The organism is Streptomyces sp. NPDC025806 (assembly GCF_055558275.1).
Genome location: NZ_JBVHMU010000004.1, coordinates 514235 through 534942, shown reverse-complemented (window position 1 = coordinate 534942; position 20708 = coordinate 514235). Strand labels below are relative to the sequence as shown.

20 protein-coding genes are annotated in these 20708 nt (G+C 71.8%); 10 read left to right on the top strand and 10 right to left on the bottom strand.

Annotated features, from left to right (window positions below):
• The first annotated feature begins 61 nt into the window (after window positions 1–61).
• Window positions 62–1099, top strand: a complete 1038-nt coding sequence (locus ACZ4E1_RS12495) for an SAM-dependent methyltransferase (protein ID WP_467538451.1) — start codon at window positions 62–64, stop codon at window positions 1097–1099.
• Here the strand turns inward: ACZ4E1_RS12495 and ACZ4E1_RS12490 are convergent.
• Window positions 1064–2215, bottom strand: a complete 1152-nt coding sequence (locus ACZ4E1_RS12490) for an NADH-quinone oxidoreductase subunit D (protein ID WP_223206085.1) — start codon at window positions 2213–2215, stop codon at window positions 1064–1066. The genes ACZ4E1_RS12495 and ACZ4E1_RS12490 overlap by 36 nt on opposite strands.
• A 31-nt stretch (window positions 2216–2246) precedes the next feature.
• Between ACZ4E1_RS12490 and ACZ4E1_RS12485 the strand changes: the two genes are divergently transcribed.
• Together ACZ4E1_RS12485 and ACZ4E1_RS12480 are read left to right on the top strand one after the other, a co-directional pair.
• Entirely contained in the window at window positions 2247–2780 is a 534-nt protein-coding gene (locus tag ACZ4E1_RS12485) for a PH domain-containing protein (RefSeq protein ID WP_467538448.1), read from the top strand.
• A complete protein-coding gene (locus ACZ4E1_RS12480; protein WP_467538445.1) occupies window positions 2777–4126 on the top strand; it encodes a PH domain-containing protein in 1350 nt (449 codons plus the stop codon). The genes ACZ4E1_RS12485 and ACZ4E1_RS12480 overlap by 4 nt, the downstream gene beginning before the upstream one ends.
• A 364-nt stretch (window positions 4127–4490) precedes the next feature.
• Here ACZ4E1_RS12480 and ACZ4E1_RS12475 read toward each other — a convergent pair whose 3' ends face one another.
• From ACZ4E1_RS12475 to ACZ4E1_RS12460, 4 genes are all read right to left on the bottom strand, one after another.
• Entirely contained in the window at window positions 4491–5495 is a 1005-nt protein-coding gene (locus ACZ4E1_RS12475) for a hypothetical protein (protein WP_467538443.1), read from the bottom strand.
• Window positions 5496–5653: 158 nt separating this feature from the next.
• Window positions 5654–6622 carry an ABC transporter substrate-binding protein gene (locus ACZ4E1_RS12470; protein WP_467538441.1) on the bottom strand — a complete coding sequence of 323 codons (969 nt, stop codon included), beginning with the start codon at window positions 6620–6622 and terminating at the stop codon, window positions 5654–5656.
• 121 nt (window positions 6623–6743) lie between these two features.
• On the bottom strand, window positions 6744–7412 hold the full coding sequence (locus ACZ4E1_RS12465) for an ABC transporter permease (RefSeq protein ID WP_467538439.1): 669 nt from the start codon (window positions 7410–7412) through the stop codon (window positions 6744–6746).
• Complete coding sequence (locus tag ACZ4E1_RS12460) at window positions 7409–8155, bottom strand: ABC transporter permease (RefSeq protein ID WP_467538437.1); 747 nt, start codon at window positions 8153–8155, stop codon at window positions 7409–7411. The genes ACZ4E1_RS12465 and ACZ4E1_RS12460 overlap by 4 nt, the downstream gene beginning before the upstream one ends.
• 183 nt (window positions 8156–8338) lie before the next feature.
• Here ACZ4E1_RS12460 and ACZ4E1_RS12455 point away from each other — a divergent pair, with 183 nt between their 5' ends.
• Entirely contained in the window at window positions 8339–9487 is a 1149-nt protein-coding gene (locus ACZ4E1_RS12455) for an ABC transporter ATP-binding protein (protein WP_467538435.1), read from the top strand.
• Here ACZ4E1_RS12455 and ACZ4E1_RS12450 read toward each other — a convergent pair.
• Window positions 9477–10586 (bottom strand): alpha/beta hydrolase, encoded by a 1110-nt coding sequence (locus ACZ4E1_RS12450; RefSeq protein ID WP_467538433.1) that lies wholly within the window; start codon window positions 10584–10586, stop codon window positions 9477–9479. The genes ACZ4E1_RS12455 and ACZ4E1_RS12450 overlap by 11 nt on opposite strands.
• Before the next feature lie 202 nt (window positions 10587–10788).
• Between ACZ4E1_RS12450 and ACZ4E1_RS12445 the strand changes: the two genes are divergently transcribed.
• From ACZ4E1_RS12445 to ACZ4E1_RS12420, 6 genes are all read left to right on the top strand, one after another.
• A complete protein-coding gene (locus tag ACZ4E1_RS12445; RefSeq protein WP_467538431.1) occupies window positions 10789–12633 on the top strand; it encodes a phosphatidylglycerol lysyltransferase domain-containing protein in 1845 nt (614 codons plus the stop codon).
• Entirely contained in the window at window positions 12630–13493 is an 864-nt protein-coding gene (gene folP / locus ACZ4E1_RS12440; RefSeq protein ID WP_467538429.1) for a dihydropteroate synthase, read from the top strand. The genes ACZ4E1_RS12445 and folP overlap by 4 nt, the downstream gene beginning before the upstream one ends.
• The gene (locus ACZ4E1_RS12435) at window positions 13490–14059 is read left to right on the top strand and encodes a nuclear transport factor 2 family protein (protein ID WP_467538427.1); all 570 of its coding nucleotides are present in this window, start codon (window positions 13490–13492) and stop codon (window positions 14057–14059) included. The genes folP and ACZ4E1_RS12435 overlap by 4 nt, the downstream gene beginning before the upstream one ends.
• A 211-nt stretch (window positions 14060–14270) precedes the next feature.
• Complete coding sequence (gene folB / locus ACZ4E1_RS12430; protein ID WP_399124752.1) at window positions 14271–14630, top strand: dihydroneopterin aldolase; 360 nt, start codon at window positions 14271–14273, stop codon at window positions 14628–14630.
• Window positions 14627–15226 carry a 2-amino-4-hydroxy-6-hydroxymethyldihydropteridine diphosphokinase gene (gene folK / locus ACZ4E1_RS12425; protein ID WP_467538425.1) on the top strand — a complete coding sequence of 200 codons (600 nt, stop codon included), beginning with the start codon at window positions 14627–14629 and terminating at the stop codon, window positions 15224–15226. Before folB ends, folK begins: the two co-directional genes overlap by 4 nt.
• Before the next feature lie 76 nt (window positions 15227–15302).
• A complete protein-coding gene (locus ACZ4E1_RS12420) occupies window positions 15303–15788 on the top strand; it encodes a DUF3180 domain-containing protein (RefSeq protein ID WP_467538423.1) in 486 nt (161 codons plus the stop codon).
• A 172-nt stretch (window positions 15789–15960) separates the two neighbouring features.
• On the opposite strand, the gene folE is transcribed toward ACZ4E1_RS12420, so the two are convergent.
• From folE to tilS, 4 genes are all read right to left on the bottom strand, one after another.
• Window positions 15961–16566, bottom strand: coding sequence for a GTP cyclohydrolase I FolE (folE, locus tag ACZ4E1_RS12415; RefSeq protein WP_399124749.1), 606 nt, complete (start codon window positions 16564–16566; stop codon window positions 15961–15963).
• A 126-nt stretch (window positions 16567–16692) separates the two neighbouring features.
• Window positions 16693–18711, bottom strand: coding sequence for an ATP-dependent zinc metalloprotease FtsH (gene ftsH, locus ACZ4E1_RS12410; protein ID WP_467538420.1), 2019 nt, complete (start codon window positions 18709–18711; stop codon window positions 16693–16695).
• Between the two features lie 205 nt (window positions 18712–18916).
• Complete coding sequence (gene hpt, locus ACZ4E1_RS12405) at window positions 18917–19477, bottom strand: hypoxanthine phosphoribosyltransferase (protein ID WP_188341485.1); 561 nt, start codon at window positions 19475–19477, stop codon at window positions 18917–18919.
• A gap of 44 nt (window positions 19478–19521) precedes the next feature.
• Window positions 19522–20529: a tRNA lysidine(34) synthetase TilS gene (gene tilS / locus ACZ4E1_RS12400; protein WP_467538417.1), complete on the bottom strand. Its 1008-nt coding sequence runs from the start codon at window positions 20527–20529 to the stop codon at window positions 19522–19524.
• Window positions 20530–20708 lie beyond the last annotated feature (179 nt).

Genomic DNA, 20708 nt, shown 5'->3' with positions numbered 1-20708 from the left:
GCCCGGCGCGCGTACTCCCCAAGGTGGAGGCGCGTGCGCCCCCTGCGCATAGCCTGCACGGGTGGATCACGTACGTCAGGACGAGAGGCGCGGCTGGCGCGAGGCCGCCGAGGAGGCGCTGTACGGGCCGGAGGGCTTCTACCGGGGGCCGGAGGGGCCCGCCGGGCACTTCCGTACGTCGGTGCACGCGTCGGCGTTGTTCGCGGACGCCGTCGCCGCGCTGCTGTGCCGGGTGGACGCCGCGCTGGGCTCGCCGGCCGCGCTGGCCTTCGTCGACATGGCGGCCGGCCGCGGTGAGCTCGTCACGCGCGTCCTCCGGGCGCTGCCCGCCGGTGTGGCCGCACGCGTGCGTGCCTGCGCGGTCGAGAAGGCGGAGCGGCCCGCGGATCTCGATCACCGGATCGAGTGGCTGGCGGCGCCCCCCGAGGGGGTCACGGGCCTGCTCTTCGCGAACGAGTGGCTCGACAACGTGCCGGTCGACGTCGTCGAGACCGACGAGGAAGGCGCCCCCCGGCTGGTGCTCGTCGACGCGGACGGCGCCGAGACCCTGGCGGCCGGGCCGCTGGACGGGCCGTCGCGGCGCTGGCTGGACGCCTGGTGGCCGCTGCCGGACGAGCCGGGGCTGCGGGCCGAGGTCGGGCTGCCGCGCGACACGGCGTGGGCGGCGGCCGTGGGCTGCCTGGAGCGCGGTCTGGCGGTCGCGGCGGACTACGCCCACGCGCGCGGGGCGCGACCGCCCTTCGGGACACTCACGGGATTCCGGCAGGGCCGCGAGACGTCGCCGGTGCCGGACGGCTCCTGCGACATCACCGCGCATGTGGCGCTCGACGCCTGCGCCGTGACGCCTCGGGCCCGGATCGTGCCGCAGCGGGCCGCCCTGCACGCGCTCGGCGTGCGCGCGGGCCGCCCTCCGCTCGCCCTGGCCTCGCAGGACCCGGCCGGCTACGTACGGGCGCTCGCGCGGGCCGGTGAGGCGGCGGAGCTGACCGCGCGAGGCGGTCTCGGCGACTTCGGCTGGCTGCTCGAACCGGTCGGGCTGCCGGGCGAGGACCCGCTCGCGGCCCTACTTGTCGATGTCGCCGACGACGAAGAACAGTGAACCGAGGATCGCCACCATGTCGGCGACCAGCGTGCCCGGCAGCAGTTCGGTGAGCGCCTGGATGTTGTTGTAGGACGCGGAGCGCAGCTTCAGGCGGTACGGCGTCTTCTCGCCCTTGGAGACGAGGTAGTAGCCGTTGATGCCGAGCGGGTTCTCCGTCCACGCGTACGTGTGGCCCTCGGGCGCCTTGAGCACCTTGGGGAGGCGCTGGTTGACGGGGCCCGGCGGCAGCTCGGCGAGCCGGTCCAGGGCGGCGTCGGCGAGGTCCAGCGCGTTGTGCGTCTGCTCCAGGAGGCACTCGAAGCGGGCCAGGCAGTCGCCCTCCTGCCGCGTGACGACCTTCAGGGTGTCCTGGAGCTCTCCGTAGGCGAGGTACGGCTCGTCGCGCCGGAGGTCGAAGTCGACGCCGGAGGCGCGGGCGATCGGGCCGCTCACCCCGTAGGCGTGCGCCGTCTCCGGGGTCAGCACGCCGACCCCGCGCGTACGGCCGCGGAAGATCTCGTTGCCGAGCACCAGGTTGTCGTAGACGTCCATCCGGGAGCGCACGTCCGCGACCGCGGCCCGCGCGCGCGTGGTCCATCCCTGGGGCAGGTCCTCCTTGAGGCCGCCGACGCGGTTGAACATGTAGTGCATGCGTCCGCCGGAGACCTCCTCCATCACGTTCTGGAGTTCCTCGCGCTCCCGGAAGGCGTAGAAGACCGGAGTGATTCCGCCCAGTTCGAGCGGGTACGAACCCAGAAACATCAGATGGTTCAGCACACGGTTCAGCTCGGCCAGCAGGGTCCGCAGCCAGACCGCGCGCTCGGGGACCTCCATGCCGAGCATCCGCTCGACGGCGAGCACGACACCCAGCTCGTTCGAGAACGCGGACAGCCAGTCGTGGCGGTTGGCGAGCATCACGATCTGCCGGTAGTCGCGCGCCTCGAACAGCTTCTCCGCACCGCGGTGCATGTAGCCGATCACCGGCTCCGCGTGCTGGATGCGCTCGCCGTCGAGCACGAGACGCAGGCGCAGCACACCGTGGGTGGAGGGATGCTGCGGACCGATGTTGAGCACCATGTCGGTGCTCTCCGCGGCACCGCCGATGCCGACCGTGGCCTGAGTCGTGGGCGTCATGCCGACAGTCTCTCCTACGTAGGGTGGGCTCATGGATACAGGGGCGAGGGGCACCACCGGCGCCGTGGACACTTCGGACGCGCCCGACGGACCCGACGGACCCGGTCCCGAGTGGACGGGCCTGCCCCGCGGCCTGCTGAAGCTGCGCCGGCTGCTCCTGGTGCTGTGGCTGGTGCCGGCCGCCGTGGCGGCCGGGGTGCTGCTCGGCGTGTTCGCGGGCCCGCCGTGGGCGGCGTTCGCCGCGGTGCCGCTGGCGCTGGCCGCCTGGGGCTGGCCGATGCTGGGGCGCAACTGGCGGTCGTGGCGGTACGCCGAGCGGGCCGACGACCTGCTGATCACGCGCGGGGTCCTGTGGCGCGAGGAGACGATCGTCCCGTACGGGCGCATGCAGCTGGTCGAGGTGACCTCGGGTCCGCTGGAGCGCCGGTTCGGGCTGGCCAGTCTCCAGCTGCACACCGCGGCCGCCGCCACCGACGCGACGATCCCCGGCCTGGTGCCGGCCGAGGCCGAGCGGCTGCGCGACCGCCTCACCGAGCTCGGCGAGGCCCGATCGGCGGGCCTGTGACGGCCCCGCACGCCCCGGACGACCTCCGGGACCCCGAGACCGCCACGGGCGCCGCAGAACGCCGCCTGCACCCCGTCACGCCCCTGCGCAGGGCGTGGGCGCCGATCGCCGTGCTGCTCGGCTGGGCCGTGCACGACATGGACGAGGCGCAGCGCCGGCTGGCCCAGCTGACCACGACGACGCTGGTCGTCGGCCTGGGTGTGCTCGTGCCGGCCGCCGCCCTGTACGGCTTCCTCACCTGGTGGTTCACGCACTTCTCGGTGACGGACACCGAACTGCGCATCCGTACGGGCCTGTTGTTCCGCCGCACCGCCCACATCCGGCTCGACCGGCTCCAGGCCGTCGACATCACGCAGCCGCTGCTCGCGCGCTTCGCGGGGGTCGCGAAACTCAAACTCGACGTCGTCGGGGCCGACAAGAAGGACGAACTCGCCTATCTGAGCGAGAAGGAGGCGCGCGCCCTGCGGGCCGAACTCCTCGCGCGGGCCGCGGGGTTCGCACCCGAGTCGGCGCACGAGGTGGGCGAGGCGCCTTCCCGGCAGATCCTGCACACGCCCCCGCGGATGCTCGCCACGGCGCTGCTCCTGACGGGCGCGCCCTGGGCGATGCTGCTCGCCGCGGTCGTCGTGCCCTCCTTCCTGTGGTTCGCCACCCACAACGTGTGGACGGTCGTCGCGGTCGCCGTGCCGCTGGCCGGCGGCGCGTTCACCAACAGCGCGGGGCGCTTCGTCAAGGAGTACGACTGGGCGGTCGGCGAGTCCCAGGACGGGCTGCGCATCGACCACGGGCTGCTGGACCGGGTGCACGAGACGGTCCCGCCGGGCCGGGTGCAGACCGTGCGCTTCGTCGAGCCGCTGCTGTGGCGCCGGCGCGGCTGGGTCCGGGTCGAGCTGCACGTCGCGGGCTCGGCGAACTCGGTCCTGGTCCCGGTCGCCCCGCGCGAGCACGCCGAGGACGTCGTCGCGCGGATCCTGCCGGGCGCGGCCGTGCCCAAGCCCGCCGACTTCGCCCCGCCCCCGCGCCGCGCCCACTGGTGCGTACCGGTGTGGTGGCGCTCCTACGGGGTCGCCGTCACGGAGACGGTCTTCGCGGCCCGGCACGGACTGCTCCGGCGCCGCCTCGCCCTGGTCCCGCACGCCAAGGTGCAGAGCGTGCGCCTCACCCAGGGCCCCTGGCAGCGGTACTGGCGGGTCGCGAGCCTGCATCTGGACACGGGCGCGAACAAGACGGTCACCGCTCCGCTGCGCGACGCCCAGGAGGCCGCGGAACTCCTCCGCGCCCAGGCCGACCGCTCCCGCACGAGTCGCCGCGACGCGCGGCCGGATCGCTGGATGACGCGGCGGTGAGCGTGGGGGGGGCGGTGCGGGTTGTCGCCGGGTGCGGGTGCGTGGGGGGCGCTGCGGGTCGTCGCCGGGTGCGGCCCCGGTGGGGGCTGGTCGCGCAGTTCCCCGCGCCCCTGAAATGCAGACCCTCCGGGTCGCATTTCCCCGAACAAGGTGCGGGGTGCCTGTGGTCGGGGGAAGGCACGGCGAAGCCGCATGCCTTCAGGGGCGCGGGGAACTGCGCGACCAGCCACCGCGGCGCGGCACCCGGCGGACCACAGCAGCCGCCCCCGACAGAGGCGCTCACAGCGCGAAAGGGCGCCCCGCGCTGTGCGGGGCGCCCTTTCGAGGACCACGTGCCCCGGGTGGGGCTCTCGGAGACGGCGGATCAGGCGCGCAGGGCCGTCCTGAGGTCGCCGACGTCGATCTGCTCGGTCTCGTCGTGCGCGGTCAGGTCGATGACCTCCTGACCGGTCACGGCGTCGGCGTCGGCGTCGGCGTCACCCTCGACATCGCCCGCGCCCGCGGCCACGGCATCCGCACCGGCCGCCTCGTCAGGCGCGGCCGAAAGCGCCGGGCGCTCCTGCCGGGCCTGCTCGGCGGTCAGCCGCTCCGCGGCGACGTCGGCCGCCAGCTCCTCGCCGACGACGTCGGCGAGGTCCTGCTCCTGCGCGGAGCGCCCCGTGCCGAAGAAGTCGAAGCCGCCGATCAGCGCCTTGCGCACGGGAGCCGGGGGCATCACGGTCGCGACGGCCGGCACCAGGGAGTGGCCGGACGCCGCCGAGGACTTCCCCCGGGAATCCGCCTCCTCCGCGACCTGGGGCTCGCCCGCCGCGGCCATCCGGTCGAGCGCCGCGTTGGCCTTCAGGTAGAGCGAGGGGGTCACGCCACCGCCCGGCGTCGTCGCGCCCGCGGGCGGCAGCGCCCTGGCCGGGGCGGCGCTCTCTATCGCGAGCCGGCGCCGGCCTTCGAGGGCGCTGGCCCGCTCGGTCTCCGCGTTCGCGTACCGCCGCAGCAGCGCGGCGTGCTCACCACGCAGCGCGGCCAGTTCGGCGCGCTTGGAGCGGAGCTTGGTCTCCAGGCGGGTGCGCAGTTCGCGCGACTCCTCGAGGTCGCCCTCCAGCTCGGCCACCGCCTCCTCGTGCCGCCAGCGCTCGCTCGCCGCGCCCCGGTTCAGCTCGGCGACCTGCTTGCCGGCGAGGCGGTCCCAGCGGCGCATCACGACGGCGCCGACCACGGCGGCGGCCGCGGCGACGGCGGTGATCCCGCGCAGGACCAGCGGATCGCCGGACAGCCAGGCGCCGCCCGCGCAGACGAGCGGCACACCGGCGATCACCGAAGGGGGCAACATGCGGTGCAGGGGTGGGGAATGGCGGTGACGTCCACGTGGCATGGCCAGAAACTTACCGCGCGTAGGCGAATCGCGAAGCCCCGCCCGGCAAAATCCGGGCAGACCCCTCGGGAAAATGGCCGAACTTGCGCTCATGACCGATCACTTGGCGTCACCCGACCTCGCGCGTCCGTCCCCGCACATCCCTCTCACCCTCAAGATCATTTACCGATGAGGCCCTTGGACTCCAGATATTCCTTCGCCACATCGGCCTCCTTCTGGCGCTCCGCGTCGACCTTCCGGTTCAGCTCCACCAGATCGTCGGTCGTGAGCGTCTTCGTCAGCTTCCCGAGCGCGTCGGCGATCGCCTTGTCACCCGCGTCCTTCGCGTTCACAACCGGAATGATGTTGTCCGCGTTCTGGAGCTTCTTGTCGTCCTCCAGGAGGACGAGACCGAAGTTCTCCAGCGTCGCGTCCGTCGTGGTCGTCAGGACCAGCTGATCCGTCCCGGTCTTCACCGCCTGCTTGGCCTGGGTGGTCCCGACGCCCTTGGGGTCGATACCCGCCACGTCGATCCCGTACTTCTTCTCCAGCCCCGGCGCGCAGAACGGCCGCTGCTCGCATTCGTCACCCGCCGCGATCTTGACCTTCTGGCCGGAAGCGCCGAGATCCGAAAGCGTCTTCAGCTTGTGCTTCTTCGCGAAGCTCTCGCTCACCGCGAACGCGTTCTGGTCCACGGCCCCGCCCGCGTCCAGGACCTTCAGCCCCTCCGGCCCGGCGAGCCCGCGCAGCGCCTTCACCGTGGCGTCGACATCGCTGGAGGCGACCGGCTCCGCCTTCGGCCCGTTCTTCTTCAGGTTGAGGAATTCGGCGAGCGTCGCCGCGTATTCGGGCACCACGTCGATCGCGCCCTTGGCGAGCTGCGGTTCGTAGATCTCCCGGTTCGCGACGGTCTTCACCGAGGCGTCGTAACCGGCGTCGTCGAGTATCTGCCGGTACAGCTCACCGAGCACCTTCGCCTCGGTGAAACTCGCGGCGCCGACGACGACCTTTCCCTTGCCGCCGCCCGAACCGCCGGAGCCCGCGTCGTCCTTGCCCTCCAGGCTGTCGCCGCCGCACGCGGCCAGCCCCGCTGTCAGCGCGCCCACCGCCACGGCCGCCAGTGCCGCCCTGCGTGTCCTGCTGTTCATGACTCTCCTCGTCGTACCGATGACCTTGCCGATGACTTTGCCGATGACCTTGCTGATGACTTTGCCGATGAGCTGGCCGAAACCGGATGAATCAACGCAGGGAAGAACCGCGCGAACGGGCTCACGCCCGCCCCCGCATCGGGTCGCACAGCCGCCCCACGGCCACGAACAGGCCCTCCACGACCAGCGCGAGCGCCGCCACGAGGACCGCGCCCGCGACCACCTGCGGCGTGTCCTGGAGGTTGAACCCGGCGGTGATGATCCGCCCGAGCCCGCCCTCGCCGGCCATCGCGGCCAGCGTCGCCGTCGCGATCACCTGCACCGCCGCCGAGCGCAGTCCGGTCATCACCAGCGGGTACGCCAGCGGCAGTTCGACCCGGGCGAAGACCTGCCCGCCGCTCATGCCCATGCCGCGCGCGGCCTCCACCACCGAACGGTCCACCTCGCGCACGCCCACGTACGCGTTCGTCAGCAGCGGGGGCACCGCGAAGAGGACCAGCGCGATCAGCGTCGGCACATCGCCGTGCCGGCCCAGCGGGGTCAGCGTGAGCAGCACCAGGACGGCCAGTGTGGGCACCGCGCGCCCCACGTTCGACACGTTGACCGCGAGGGCGCCGCCGCGGCCGATGTGCCCGAGCCACAGGGCGAGCGGCAGCGCGATCAGGCAGGCGATGCCCAGCGCGACGCCACTGAAGTACAGGTGCTCGGCGAGCCGGTGCCACACGCCCTTCTCGCCCTGCCAGTTGGCGCCGGCGGACAGCCAGTCGTAGGCGCCCGATATCGCGTTCATGCCACCTTCTCGGGCTCGGGGACCACCGGCGTAGCCGCCGCCGCGCGTCTGCGGGACCGGCGCGGACCCGGCCCGGCCGTCGCCCGCGTCCACGGCGTCAGCAGCCGCTGGAGTCCGAGCAGCAGCAGGTCGGCGAGGATCGCGAGGGCCACGCACAGGACGGACGCGGTCAGCACCTGTGCCTTGAAGTCGCTGTCGAGGCCGTCGAGGATCAGCGTGCCGAGGCCCCCGTAGTCGACGATCGCGCCGACCGTGGTGAGCGCCACCGTGGACACCGTCGCGATCCGCACCCCGGCCAGCAACGCGGGCAGCGCCAGCGGCAGTTCGACCTCCCACAGCAGGCGCAGCGGCCCGTATCCCATCCCGCGGGCCGCCTCGGTGGCCTCTTCGGGGACGGACTGGAGCCCCGCCAATGTGTTCCGCACGAGAATCGTCAGCGAATACAGGACGAGCCCGGTGATCACGAGAGCCGGGGAGAGCCCGAAAAGGGGCAGCAGCAGGGAGAACATCGCGAGCGAGGGAATGGAATAGAGCACGGTCGTCAGACCGAGCACCGGCGCCGCGAAAGCCCGCCTGCGGCGCGCGAGCAGCGCGAGCGGCAAGGAAATCAGGACGCCGATCACCACCGATGCGAGGGTGATGCCCACGTGCTGCACGGTCGCGTCGACCAATTCCTGGCTGCGGGTGCGCAGATACTCGCCGCACACCCACTCATTGCGCACCAGGCAGTTCTGCTCACTCACCCCGCCCGCCTCCCCCGTTTCCCCGAACGTATGCCGCCGGCCGTGCCCCCGCACGGTCGTCGCCGACACTTTTCGAACTGCGGACGACCCTAACCGCCGCCACTGACAACGGCCGATACCCTCCCCCTTCCCGCAACACCGCCGTCACACAACGGCGGGACGGTAGCGGCAGAATGGGGTCCCATGATCCGGTTCGAGCACGTCAGCAAGCGGTACGCGGACGGCACAACTGCCGTCGACGATCTGTCCTTCGAGGTGAACGCGGGCGAACTGGTCACGCTGGTGGGCCCGTCGGGCTGCGGCAAGACCACGACGATGAAAATGGTGAACCGGCTCATCGAACCGTCCGAGGGCCGGATACTCCTCGACGGCGACGACATATCCGAAATCGATCCGGTGAAGCTGCGCCGGCGTATCGGATACGTCATCCAGCAAGTGGGCCTTTTCCCGCACAAGACGGTCCTCGACAACACGGCGACGGTCCCGCACCTGCTCGGCGTGCGGCGCGCCGAGGCCCGCGCCCGCGCCGCCGAACTGCTCGACCTGGTGGGCCTGGACCCGAAGGTCTTCGGCGAGCGCTACCCCGAACAGCTCTCCGGCGGCCAGCGGCAGCGGGTCGGCGTGGCCCGCGCGCTCGCGGCGGACCCGCCGGTGCTCCTGATGGACGAGCCGTTCGGTGCGGTCGACCCGGTGGTCCGCGACCACCTCCAGACCGAGTTCCTGCGCCTGCAGCGCACGCTCGGCAAGACCGTCCTGTTCGTCACGCACGACATCGAGGAGGCGGTCCGTCTCGGCGACCGCATCGCCGTCTACGGGCAGGGCCGCATCGAGCAGTTCGACACCCCGGCCGCGGTCCTCGGCGCCCCCGCCACGCCTTACGTGGCCGACTTCGTCGGCGCGGACCGGGGCCTGAAGCGCCTCTCGGTGACGCCCATCGAGGAGAGCGACCTGGAGCAGCCGCCCGTCGTCCATCTCGACGACCCGCTGCCCCGCGAGCTCGACGCCCGCTGGGCCGTCGTCCTCGACGGCGAGGACAACCTGCACGGCTGGATCTCCGCCGGGCACGCGCGCGAGGCGGCGAAGGGCGAGACCGTACGGGACCACGCCCGCCGCATGGAGGCCTGGCTGCCCGTCGGCGCCTCCCTGAAGCAGGCGTTCGCGACGATGCTGCAGCACGACGCGGGCTGGATCGCCGTGATCGACGAACGCTCCGAGGGCCGCTTCCTGGGCGTCCTCACCCCGGCCCGGCTGCACGAGGCGCTGCGCCGCTCCACCGCGGCCGACGCCCAGGACGTCGCACGCACCGACGTGGACCTGGAGATCATTCGCTGAGCCGGGCGCTCATCCACCGGAGCGTCGCCGGGATCTCCCGCCGCCAGGTGTTGAAGTTGTGCCCGCCGCTGTCGAGGACGATCGACGCCACGCGCGCGGGCGGCTTCACCTTGCCCAGGAACGCCATCGTGTCCGGGTAGTTGTACTCGCCCTGTCTGCTGGTCGTCACCAGGAGGGACGTGTCGGGCGGCGGCAGCCGGTCGAGGGACCACAGAAGGTCCGCCCGGTTCTGCAGTTCCTGGTCGCCGTGGAACAGGTCGCCCGTCGTCGGGTCGAGCGCCGCCCTGTAGTACGCGGAGAGCCCGGCACCCGCCTTGTAGACGTCAGGGTGGTGCATGGCCAGCTTCAGGGCGCAGTAGCCGCCGGTGGAGTCGCCGACGATCCCCCACTGCTTCTCGGTGCGGTAGCGGGCGGCGACGTACTGCGGCAGGTCCCGCGCGAAGAAGGTCTCGGTGCGCGGGCCGCCCGGCACGTCCACGCACTCGGTGTCGCGCGGCGGCGCCACGGTCGGCCGGAGCATGACGAGGATCATCGGCCGCATCCGGTGCTCGGCCGCGAGCCGGTAGGCGGTCTGCGGATAGCGCAGCCCCTTGTAGAGCGCCTCCGCGGTGCCCGGGTAGCCCGTGAGGACGACGGCGGCCGGGAAGTGACGCCCGGCGTACCGCTGTTGGAAGTATTCCGGCGGCAGATACACGTACGCGGGGCTCGCGATGCGGGTGTCGCGCCCCACCACGTCGATCTTCTCGATGCGGCCCAGTGTGTCGGGCCGGGCGCCGGGCGGTGCGGTGAGGCCGCCCGCGGACACGGCGTGCACGGTCCGGGCGGCGCCGCCGGGACCGGCCTGGTCCGTGACGACGCCCTCGCCCTGCTCCCGGCCCAGCAGGTCGTCCCAGGACGCGTAGAAGCCGAACGACCGGTTCACCCCGAGGCCCACCGCGCAGAACAGCATCAGCTGGGTGGCGAGCAGCAGGGCAACGCGCCCGCTGACGGACCGCCAGGAGCGCTGCGCCAGGCGGGGCCAGAGCAGCACGGTGCCGAGGAAGAGGACCACGGCGAGCAGTACCGCGAGGGCAAGCACCTTGTGACTCGTGAGACCCATGGGATGTCTTCCGCCTCCGCGTCGACGTGGTGGGACGTGCCCCGTGCGGAGCAGCGGCTTTTCTCCTGCTTTCCTCACCCTTTACGGCTCTTTTCCGGGTGGGAGTGAACCCGCTTCCCGATGCCCCCGTCCTAGAGGGCGCACGTCGCGGATGCCCGATATGGATGTCCGTTCACGCTTCTCGCAGAACTACGGAAATGCGATGTTCGTCAGGATAGATGCGCAAAACCAGGACGCCGTTCCGGGACGATGGCGGCGCGCGGTGGGCGGCGTGGTGCGCGGCCCCCGCCCGGAGTCCGTGCCGGCCTGGATCGCCCGGGCCGGTCTCCTGGTCGGGCTGCTCGACGTCGCGGCCGGCGTCTTCCCGCGCTTCCGGCACAGCCGCATGCACGCCCTCGCCCAGGTCCTGCCGGGCACCCTCGGCCCGTACGCGGCCGCCCTCGCGCTCAGCTGCGGCGTCCTGCTGCTCCTGCTCGCGCACGGGCTGCGGCGGCGCAAGCGGCGGGCCTGGCGGGCCACCGTGGTGCTGCTGCCGGTCGGCGCCTGCGCCCAGTTCGCGTACCGGCACTCCCTCGCCGGAGTCGTCATCCCGCTCGCCCTGCTGTGGCTCCTCGCCCGGCACCGCGCCGAGTTCGACGCGCTGCCCGACCCGCGCAGCCGCTGGCGCGCGCTGGCGAACCTGGTGGTGATGGGCGCCGGTTCGCTGCTGCTCGGCCTCGCCATCGTGAGCGCGCACCCGGACAAGCTGACGGGCGACCCGAGCCTGGCGGACCGCCTGTCGCACGTCCTGTACGGGCTGTTCGGCGTCGACGGCCCCCTGGACTACGCGGGCCGCACCTCGTCCACGGTCGGGTTCTCGCTCGGCGCGCTCGGCATGCTCACCGCGCTCACCACGATCTACTTCGCGCTGCGCCCCGAGCATCCGGCGGCCACGCTCACCCAGGACGACGAGGCCCGGCTGCGCGCCCTTCTGGAGCGGCACGGCGCCCGCGACTCGCTGGGCCACTTCGCGCTGCGCCGCGACAAGGCCGTCGTGTTCTCCCCGAGCGGCAAGGCGGCCGTCTGCTACCGCGTGGTGTCCGGGGTGATGCTCGCCGGCGGCGACCCCGTCGGGGACGTGGAGGCCTGGCCCGGCGCCATCGAGCGCTTCATGGACGAGGCGCGGGCCCACTCCTGGACCCCGGCCGTCATGGGCTGCTCCGAGACCGGCGGCGAGGTCTGGACCCGCGAGACGGGGCTCGACGCGCTGGAGCTGGGCGACGAGGCGGTGGTGGACGTCGCGTATTTCTCCCTCGCGGGGCGGCCGATGCGCAATGTCCGCCAGATGGTGAAGCGGATCGAGCGCGCCGGTTACGAGACCCGCGTCCGGCGCGCCCGTGACCTCGCCCCCGCCGAGCTGGACCGGATCCGCCGCGCCGCCGACGCCTGGCGCGGCACGGACACCGAGCGCGGCTTCTCCATGGCGCTCGGCCGCATCGGTGACGCGGCCGACGGCGACTGTCTGATCGCCACGGCCCACAAGGCCCCGGACGCCGGCGGCTCGCCGGGCCCCCACGGAGACCTGCGGGCCGTCCTGCACTTCGTTCCCTGGGGCCCCGACGGCGTCTCCCTCGACCTGATGCGCCGCGACCGCACCGCCGACCCGGGGATGAACGAGCTGCTGATCGTGACCGCCCTCCAGGCCGCCCCGGAGCACGGCATCGCGCGCGTGTCGCTCAACTTCGCCATGTTCCGCTCCGCGCTCGCGCGCGGCGAGAAGATCGGCGCGGGGCCGGTCCTGCGGGCCTGGCGCGGCCTGCTCGTGTTCCTGTCCCGCTGGTTCCAGATCGAGTCGCTCTACAAGTTCAACGCCAAGTTCCGCCCCCGCTGGGAACCCCGCTTCGTGGTCTACGGCTCCCCACGCGACCTCCCCCGCATCGGCTGGGCCGCCATGCAGGCCGAGGGCTTCATCACCCTCCCCCGCCCCCGCCCCCGCCGCGCAGGAACCCCCGGTAATCAGCCCTGCGACGCGAGGCATCCCCCGCACAGCCCTACGCTGGAAGCATGAGCACGTCGCAGGTCCGCCGGGGCCACGTAGCCAATCTCCCCGCATGGGACCGCTGCGCGGTCATGGGAGTCGTCAATGTGACGCCCGACTCCTTCTCGGACGGCGGGCGCTGGTTCGACACCACCCGCGCGGTCAAGCACGGCCTCGACCTGGTCGCCCAGGGGGCCGACCTCGTCGACGTCGGCGGTGAGTCGACCCGTCCCGGCGCCACGCGCGTGGACGAGGACGAGGAGCTCAAGCGCGTCATCCCCGTCGTGCGGGGCCTGGCCGCCGAGGGCGTCACCGTGTCCGTGGACACCATGCGCGCCAAGGTCGCCGAGCAGTCCCTGGCGGCGGGCGCGGCGCTGGTCAACGACGTGAGCGGCGGTCTCTCCGACCCCGCGATGGTCCCGGTCGTCGCCGCCGCGGGTGCCCCCTTCGTCGTCATGCACTGGCGCGGCCTCCTCGCGGGCGACGCCGTGCACGGGCACTACGAGGACGTCGTCTCGGAGGTCGTCGACGAGCTCCGCGCCCGCGTGGACGCCGTCATAGCCGGGGGCATCGCGCCCGACCGCATCGTCGTCGACCCGGGCCTCGGCTTCTCCAAGGAGGCCGGCCACGACCTGACCCTCCTCGCCCACCTCGACCGCCTGCACGCGCTCGGCCACCCCGTCCTGGTCGCCGCCTCCCGCAAGCGATTCCTCGGCCACGTCCTCTCCGACGGGCAGGGCGCCCCGCCGCCCGCCCGCGAGCGCGACGCCGCCACCGCCGCCGTCTCCGCGATCGCCGCCCACACCGGTGCCTGGGCCGTCCGCGTCCACGAGGTCCGGGCCACCGCCGACGCCGTCCGCGTCGCCCGCGCGGTCGAGGGAGCCCTGTGACCCACACCGACATCCAGGCCGTCGACGACGCCAACCGCGCGTTCTACGAGGCCCTGGAGCGCGGCGACTTCGAGGAACTGACCTCGCTGTGGCTGGCCCCCGAGGACGTCGCCTACGCCGAGGACGCCGACCCCGACGACGCCGAGGACACCTCGATCAGCTGCGTCCATCCGGGCTGGCCGGTGCTCACCGGACGCGGCGAGGTCCTGCGCAGCTACGCGCTGATCATGGCGAACACGGAGTACATCCAGTTCTTCCTGACCGACCTGCACATCAGCGTGGTCGCCGACACGGCCCTGGTGACCTGTACGGAGAACATCCTCAGCGGCGGCCCCGCGCCCGAGGGCGGCGAGGAGCTCGGCCCGCTCGTCGGCCAGCGCGTCGTCGCCACGAACGTGTTCCGGCGCACCCGTGACGGCTGGAAGCTGTGGTCCCACCACGCCTCCCCGGTCCTCGCCGAGTCGGACGACGAGTCCGACCTCGACGCGGAGATCGACCGCCGGCTCGACGAAGGCCCGGACGGCGGCATCGACGGCGACCGGGGCGCGGACGGCTCACCCGCCTGAGTGGGTACCCGGCGCGAAAAGCGCCGGAATCGTGGGCGCGCGGTTGGCCGCGGACCCCCATGGGTAGGGGCGGCTACCAGCCGGAGCGCCGGATGTCCATAGCCCCCGCGGGCGAGCGATGTCCGTGCGCGCAGGTAGATTCGAACGAGCCGGCGCAGCGACCGCACATCGATGGGACCGGCTCCTACCGACGACTGCAGGAGTGATTCGCGTGGATCGTGTCGCGCTGCGCGGCCTCAAGGCCCGAGGGCACCATGGCGTCTTCCCCAAGGAGCGCGAGGAGGGCCAGACCTTCATCGTGGACCTGGTGATCGGACTCGACACCCGGGCGGCGGCGGCCGACGACGACCTGGCGAAGACCGTGCACTACGGCATCGTGGCGGAGGAGGTCGTGGCCGTCGTCGAGGGCGAGCCGGTCGACCTCATCGAGACGCTCGCCGAGCGCATCGCCCAGACGTGCCTGAAGCACGAGGGGGTGCTGGAGGTCGAGGTGTGCGTCCACAAGCCGGACGCGCCGATCACCGTGCCCTTCGACGACGTGACCGTCACCATCACCCGGAGCCGAGTATGAACAAGACGCAGTTCGACCCGACCGTCCAGCCGGTGCCGGCCTCCGTGGTCGAGCAGGTCGACGCGGCCGACAGCACGCTGTCGAACCCGAAGCGCGCGGTGCTCTCCCTCGGCTCGAACCTGGGCAACCGCCTGGAGACCCTCCAGGGCGCCGTGGACGCCCTGGAGGACACCCCCGGCGTCCGGGTCAAAGCCGTCTCCCCCGTGTACGAGACGGCGCCCTGGGGCGTCGACCCCGGCTCCCAGCCCTCGTACTTCAACGCGGTGGTGATCCTCAAGACGACGCTGCCGCCGTCCTCCCTGCTGGAGCGCGCCCACGCGGTCGAGGAGGCCTTCCACCGCGTGCGGGACGAGCGCTGGGGCCCGCGGACGATCGACGTCGACATCGTTGCCTACGCGGACGTCGTCTCGGACGACCCGGTGCTCACGCTCCCTCACCCGCGGGCCCACGAGCGCGCCTTCGTCCTCGCCCCCTGGCACGACGTCGAGCCGGAGGCCCAGCTGCCCGGCCGCGGCCCCGTCGCCGCCCTGCTCGCCGAGGTCACCCGCGAGGGCATCGCCCCGCGCGCCGACCTGGAACTCCGGCTGCCCGAGTAATCGTTAGGGTCTAGCGGGCACGGCCGCAGCCAGGCGGTCGTGGAAGACCGTAGACACGTGAAGGGCGACCACGGGGATGAAGCAACTGCGGATCAGGACGCTCGCCGGGCTCTTCGCGGTGGCGGGCGTCCTGTCCTGGGCGGGCGCCCGGCTGTGGAACGCGGTGGGCACGCTGCCCCGCGTCCCCCCGGCCGCCCCCGTCGTCCTCGCCCTGATCGCCCTCGTCCTGCTGGCGACGGCGCTCTCCATCCGGTCCCGTCTGAAGGCCCAGCGCGCCCGCCGCCCCGACGCGCGGGGCGTCGACCCGATGATGGCCGCCCGCGCCCTCGTCTTCGGCCAGGCCAGCGCGCTGGTCGCCGCGCTCGTCTCCGGGATGTACGGCGGCACGTTCGCGTTCCTGCTGGAGCACCTGGACGTGGCACCCCGCCGGGACCAGGCGATCTACGCCGGTTTCTCCGTCGTCGCGGGCATCGGCGTGATCGCCGCGGCCCTCTTCCTCCAGCACGTCTGCCGGCTCCCGGAGGACGACGACGACGCGAAGGGCACCGCCCCGACCACCTGAGCCCGCAGGGCTAGGGCCTTTCGTTTGGATCAGGCTGGATCAGGGAGCGGGGCGTGGTGCGTGCAGCTGCAAGGCGGAGGAGGGAGTCGACGCGGAGCGTCGGCGAGTGACGACAACGCCGCAGATGTGCGTGCCACGCCCCGCGAGCCCAGCCTGATCCAAACGAAAGGCCCTAGCGCGCCATGATGAGGCTCATCGCCTCGTTGCGCGTGGCGGGGTCGCGCAACTGACCGCGGACCGCCGAGGTGATCGTCTTCGCGCCGGGCTTGCGCACGCCCCGCATCGTCATGCACATGTGCTCGCACTCGACGACGACGATGACACCGCGCGGCTCCAGGATCTCCATCAGGGAGTCCGCGATCTGCGTGGTGAGCCGCTCCTGCACCTGCGGACGCCGGGCGTAGACGTCGGCGAGCCGGGCCAGCTTGGACAGTCCGGTGATCTTGCCGTCCGCCGACGGGATGTACCCGACGTGCGCGACACCCACGAACGGCACGAGGTGGTGCTCGCAGCTGGAGATGATCTCGATGTCCTTCACCAGGACCATCTCGTCATGCCCCAGGTCGAACGTCGTCGTCAGCACGTCCTCGGGCTTCTGCCACAGACCCGCGAATATCTCCTTGTACGCCCGGGCGACCCGCGCCGGCGTCTCCCGCAGGCCCTCGCGGTCCGGGTCCTCGCCGACCGCGATGAGCAGTTCGCGTACGGCGTTCTCGGCCCGCTTCTCGTCGAACTCGCCGATCGGGCCCTCACCGTGCAGCGTCACCGGGTCGGTCATCTGTGCCTCTTCCTCAAGCGAATGTCCGACGCGGCCCGTGTCCACGAAAAAGGCCGCGTCCCCCACACCGTAAAGCGTGGGGGACGCGGCCTGCATTCCGGGGCTGTCCCGGGCACCGGGGCCCGATCAGCTCTCGGAGCGGTCCTCCTTCACCGTGTCCACCGGGGTGGACTCGATGGCGGGGGTCGCCCCGTTCGCCCCGTTCGTCAGCGACAGCTCCTTGGGGGAGAGCACCGGCGGGCGGGTCGAGGGGGTGCGGCGGGAGGAGCCGGTCCACGCGGGGCGGGCCGGGCGCTTCACGATCGGAGCGAAGATCTCGGCGATCTGCTCCTTGTTCAGCGTCTCCTTCTCGAGGAGCGCGAGGACCAGGTTGTCGAGAACGTCGCGGTTCTCGACGAGGATCTCCCAGGCCTCGTTGTGCGCCGTCTCGATGAGCTTCTTGACCTCTTCGTCGACGAGCGCCGCGACCTCTTCCGAGTAGTCGCGCTGGTGCGCCATCTCACGGCCGAGGAACGGCTCCGTGTTGTCGCCGCCGAACTTGATCGCGCCGAGCCGCTCGGTCATGCCGTACTGCGTGACCATGGCACGGGCCGTGGTCGTGGCCTTCTCGATGTCGTTCGCCGCGCCCGTGGTCGGGTCGTGGAAGACGAGCTCCTCGGCCGCGCGCCCGCCCAGCATGTAGGCGAGCTGGTCGAGCATCTCGTTGCGCGTGGTCGAGTACTTGTCCTCGTCCGGAAGCACCATCGTGTAACCGAGGGCCCGGCCGCGGGACAGGATCGTGATCTTGTGGACCGGGTCGGAGTTCGGTGAAGCCGCCGCGACCAGGGCGTGACCGCCCTCGTGGTACGCGGTGATCTTCTTCTCCTTGTCCGACATGATCCGGGTCCGCTTCTGCGGGCCCGCGACCACACGGTCGATCGCCTCGTCCAGCATGTGGTTGTCGATCAGCTTCTTGTCCGAGCGGGCGGTCAGCAGGGCCGCCTCGTTCAGCACGTTCGACAGATCGGCACCGGTGAAGCCGGGGGTGCGGCGGGCGACGGCCGACAGGTCGACGTCCGGAGCGACCGGCTTGCCCTTCTGGTGGACCTTGAGGATCTCCAGACGGCCCTGCATGTCCGGACGGTCGACCGCGATCTGGCGGTCGAAACGGCCGGGACGCAGCAGCGCCGGGTCGAGGATGTCCGGCCGGTTCGTGGCGGCGATCAGGATGACGCCGCCCTTCACGTCGAAGCCGTCCATCTCGACGAGCAGCTGGTTGAGCGTCTGCTCGCGCTCGTCGTGACCGCCGCCCAGACCCGCACCGCGGTGCCGGCCGACGGCGTCGATCTCGTCGACGAAGACGATCGCCGGAGCGTTCGCCTTGGCCTGCTCGAAGAGGTCGCGGACACGGGAGGCACCGACACCGACGAACATCTCGACGAAGTCGGAACCGGAGATCGAGTAGAACGGGACGCCCGCCTCACCGGCGACGGCACGCGCGAGCAGCGTCTTGCCGGTACCGGGCGGGCCGTACAGCAGCACGCCCTTGGGGATCTTGGCGCCCACGGCCTGGAACTTGGCCGGCTCCTGCAGGAACTCCTTGATCTCGTGGAGCTCCTCGACGGCCTCGTCCGAACCCGCGACGTCGGCGAACGTCGTCTTCGGGGTGTCCTTGGTGATGAGCTTGGCCTTGGACTTGCCGAAGTTCATGACCTTCGAGCCGCCACCCTGCATCTGATTCATCAGGAACAGGAAGATGAGGGGCAGCAGGATGAAGGGGAGCAGCGTGATCAGAATGCCGACGAAGGCGTTCTGCTTCTCGGGGGAGACGGTGTACCCGTCCGGGATCTTGTTGTCCTGGAAGCGGGCCTGCAGGTCCTTGGCCACGTCGACGCCCTGGTCGCCGATGTAGCTCGCCTGGAACTTGCTGCCGTCCTCGCCCTTGAGCTTCTGGCCGTCCTTCAGCTCGATCTTGATGTTGTTCTCATCGCCGGTGGTGAGCTTGGCCTGCTTCACCTTGTCCTGGTCGATGGCCTGAATGACCTGGCCGGTGTCCACCGTCTTGTAGCCGCCGGACGAACCGACGACCTGCATCAACACGACCACGGCAAGGACGGCCAGCACGATCCACATGACCGGCCCACGGAAGTATCGCTTCACGTCCATCCATACGGAGCGATGCCGCCCCGTCCCTCCTGCCATAGTGAGTTTGATAAGGCTGTTTGAAGCTGTTTGAAGAACTGTTCTTCGGACGGTACCCCAGCATTGTCACCCGACGCCGCAGGGGACGACCGAGAATCTGCCCCTCGCATGCTCCAACGGCGGGAATCCCCTGAGGGTTCCCGCCGCCGCGACGAGCGCTGACGGGCGCTCAGCCGCCGTAGACGTGCGGAGCCAGGGTGCCGACGAACGGCAGGTTCCGGTACTTCTCCGCGTAGTCGAGGCCGTAGCCGACCACGAACTCGTTCGGGATGTCGAAGCCGACCCACTTCACGTCGATGTCGACCTTGGCCGCCTCGGGCTTGCGCAGCAGCGTGCACACCTCGAGGGAGGCGGGCTCGCGCGAGCCGAGGTTGGTCAGCAGCCACGACAGGGTCAGACCCGAGTCGATGATGTCCTCGACGATCAGGACGTGCTTGCCCTTGATGTCGGTGTCGAGGTCCTTGAGGATCCGCACGACGCCGGAGGACTGGGTGCCCGCGCCGTACGAGGACACCGCCATCCAGTCCATCGTGACGGGGGTGGACAGGGCACGAGCCAGGTCCGCCATGACCATCACGGCGCCCTTGAGGACCCCGACGATCAGCAGGTCCTTGCCCGCGTACTCCGCGTCGACCTTCGCGGCCAGCTCGGCCAGCTTCGCGTCGATCTCTTCCTTGGTGATGAGCACCGACTGAAGGTCGGTGCCCATGTCTTTCGCGTCCACCCGCATCACTTTCGGTCGTCCCACCGGCCGCCGCGACGTGAGCCGCCGAGTCAGCCTTGCCGGATGACCAGTCTGCCACCCTGACGCTGGGCGACGACTTTGCCCGGGAGATTGATCTCCCCCTGACCGCGCCAGCCGGTGATCAGGCGGTCGACCTCTTCGATGTGGCGGGCGAAGAGGGCACCCGCGGGAGCGCCGGCCTCGATGGCCGCCCTGCGCAGGATGCGGCGGCGTACGGCGGGCGGCAGCGCGTACAGCTTGGCGCATTCGAGGAGCCCGGCCGCGTCCCGTACGGATTCGGCGGCCTGCTGCGCCCAGGCGTCGAGCGCGTCCGCGTCGTCCCGGGACAACTGGGCCGTCCGGGCGAGTGCCTCGACGACACCCTTGCCGAGCGCCTTCTCCAGGGCGGGCAGCCCCTCGTGGCGCAGCCGGGAGCGGGTGTAGGCCGGATCGGTGTTGTGCGGGTCGTCCCAGACGGGCAGGTGCTGCACGAGGCAGGCCTTGCGGGCGGTCTGCCGGTCGAGCCCGAGGAAGGGGCGCCGGTAACGGCCGGCGGCCCCCGAGACCGCGGCCATTCCGGACAGGGAGCGGATGCCGGAGCCGCGGGCGAGGCCGAGCAGGACGGTCTCGGCCTGGTCGTCGCGGGTGTGCCCGAGCAGGACGGCGGCGGCGCCGTGGCGCTCGGCCGCGGCGTCGAGGGCGCCGTAGCGGGCGTCGCGGGCGGCGGCTTCGGGCCCGCCGGCGCGGCCCACGTCGACGGCGACGGCTTCGGCGGGGGTCAGACCGAGCGAGGTCAGGCGCAGGACGACGTCCTCGGCGCGGACGTCGGAGCCGGGCTGGAGGCGGTGGTCGACGGTGATACCGCCGGCGCGGACGCCGAGTTTGGGTGCTTCGAAGGCGAGGGCCGAGGCGAGCGCCATGGAATCGGCGCCGCCGGAGCAGGCGACCAGGACCAACGGCCGGTCACCCGCGGGGGGTTGGGGGTGCGTGTCGAGGATGTCGTGGAGGACGCGGCGGACCGCCAGGCGTATCGCTGCGACCGCAGGATGGGGACCCATGTCCGGTTCCCTTCATTCCGTTGTCTGAGGGGGTGGGGCGCCAACTATGAACCGATGTGGCACGGCTCAGTCGCTCAACGGTGACTCGGTGACTTCGGTCACGCAGAGTGTGTCGATGGTGACAGAAGCGAGCCATTCACCGAGCATTGCACGCCTGCCCACGACCCACGGTCCCTCGG

Coding starts and splice junctions, on each gene's coding strand:
- ACZ4E1_RS12490 (WP_223206085.1), bottom strand. CDS start 2,215: ATGACGCCCACGACTCAGGCCACGGTCGGCATCGGCGGTGCCGCGGAG.
- ACZ4E1_RS12485 (WP_467538448.1), top strand. CDS start 2,247: ATGGATACAGGGGCGAGGGGCACCACCGGCGCCGTGGACACTTCGGAC.
- ACZ4E1_RS12475 (WP_467538443.1), bottom strand. CDS start 5,495: ATGCCACGTGGACGTCACCGCCATTCCCCACCCCTGCACCGCATGTTG.
- ACZ4E1_RS12470 (WP_467538441.1), bottom strand. CDS start 6,622: ATGAACAGCAGGACACGCAGGGCGGCACTGGCGGCCGTGGCGGTGGGC.
- ACZ4E1_RS12465 (WP_467538439.1), bottom strand. CDS start 7,412: ATGAACGCGATATCGGGCGCCTACGACTGGCTGTCCGCCGGCGCCAAC.
- ACZ4E1_RS12455 (WP_467538435.1), top strand. CDS start 8,339: ATGATCCGGTTCGAGCACGTCAGCAAGCGGTACGCGGACGGCACAACT.
- ACZ4E1_RS12450 (WP_467538433.1), bottom strand. CDS start 10,586: ATGGGTCTCACGAGTCACAAGGTGCTTGCCCTCGCGGTACTGCTCGCC.
- ACZ4E1_RS12445 (WP_467538431.1), top strand. CDS start 10,789: ATGTTCGTCAGGATAGATGCGCAAAACCAGGACGCCGTTCCGGGACGA.
- folP (WP_467538429.1), top strand. CDS start 12,630: ATGAGCACGTCGCAGGTCCGCCGGGGCCACGTAGCCAATCTCCCCGCA.
- folK (WP_467538425.1), top strand. CDS start 14,627: ATGAACAAGACGCAGTTCGACCCGACCGTCCAGCCGGTGCCGGCCTCC.
- ACZ4E1_RS12420 (WP_467538423.1), top strand. CDS start 15,303: ATGAAGCAACTGCGGATCAGGACGCTCGCCGGGCTCTTCGCGGTGGCG.
- folE (WP_399124749.1), bottom strand. CDS start 16,566: ATGACCGACCCGGTGACGCTGCACGGTGAGGGCCCGATCGGCGAGTTC.
- ftsH (WP_467538420.1), bottom strand. CDS start 18,711: ATGGACGTGAAGCGATACTTCCGTGGGCCGGTCATGTGGATCGTGCTG.
- hpt (WP_188341485.1), bottom strand. CDS start 19,477: ATGCGGGTGGACGCGAAAGACATGGGCACCGACCTTCAGTCGGTGCTC.
- tilS (WP_467538417.1), bottom strand. CDS start 20,529: ATGGGTCCCCATCCTGCGGTCGCAGCGATACGCCTGGCGGTCCGCCGC.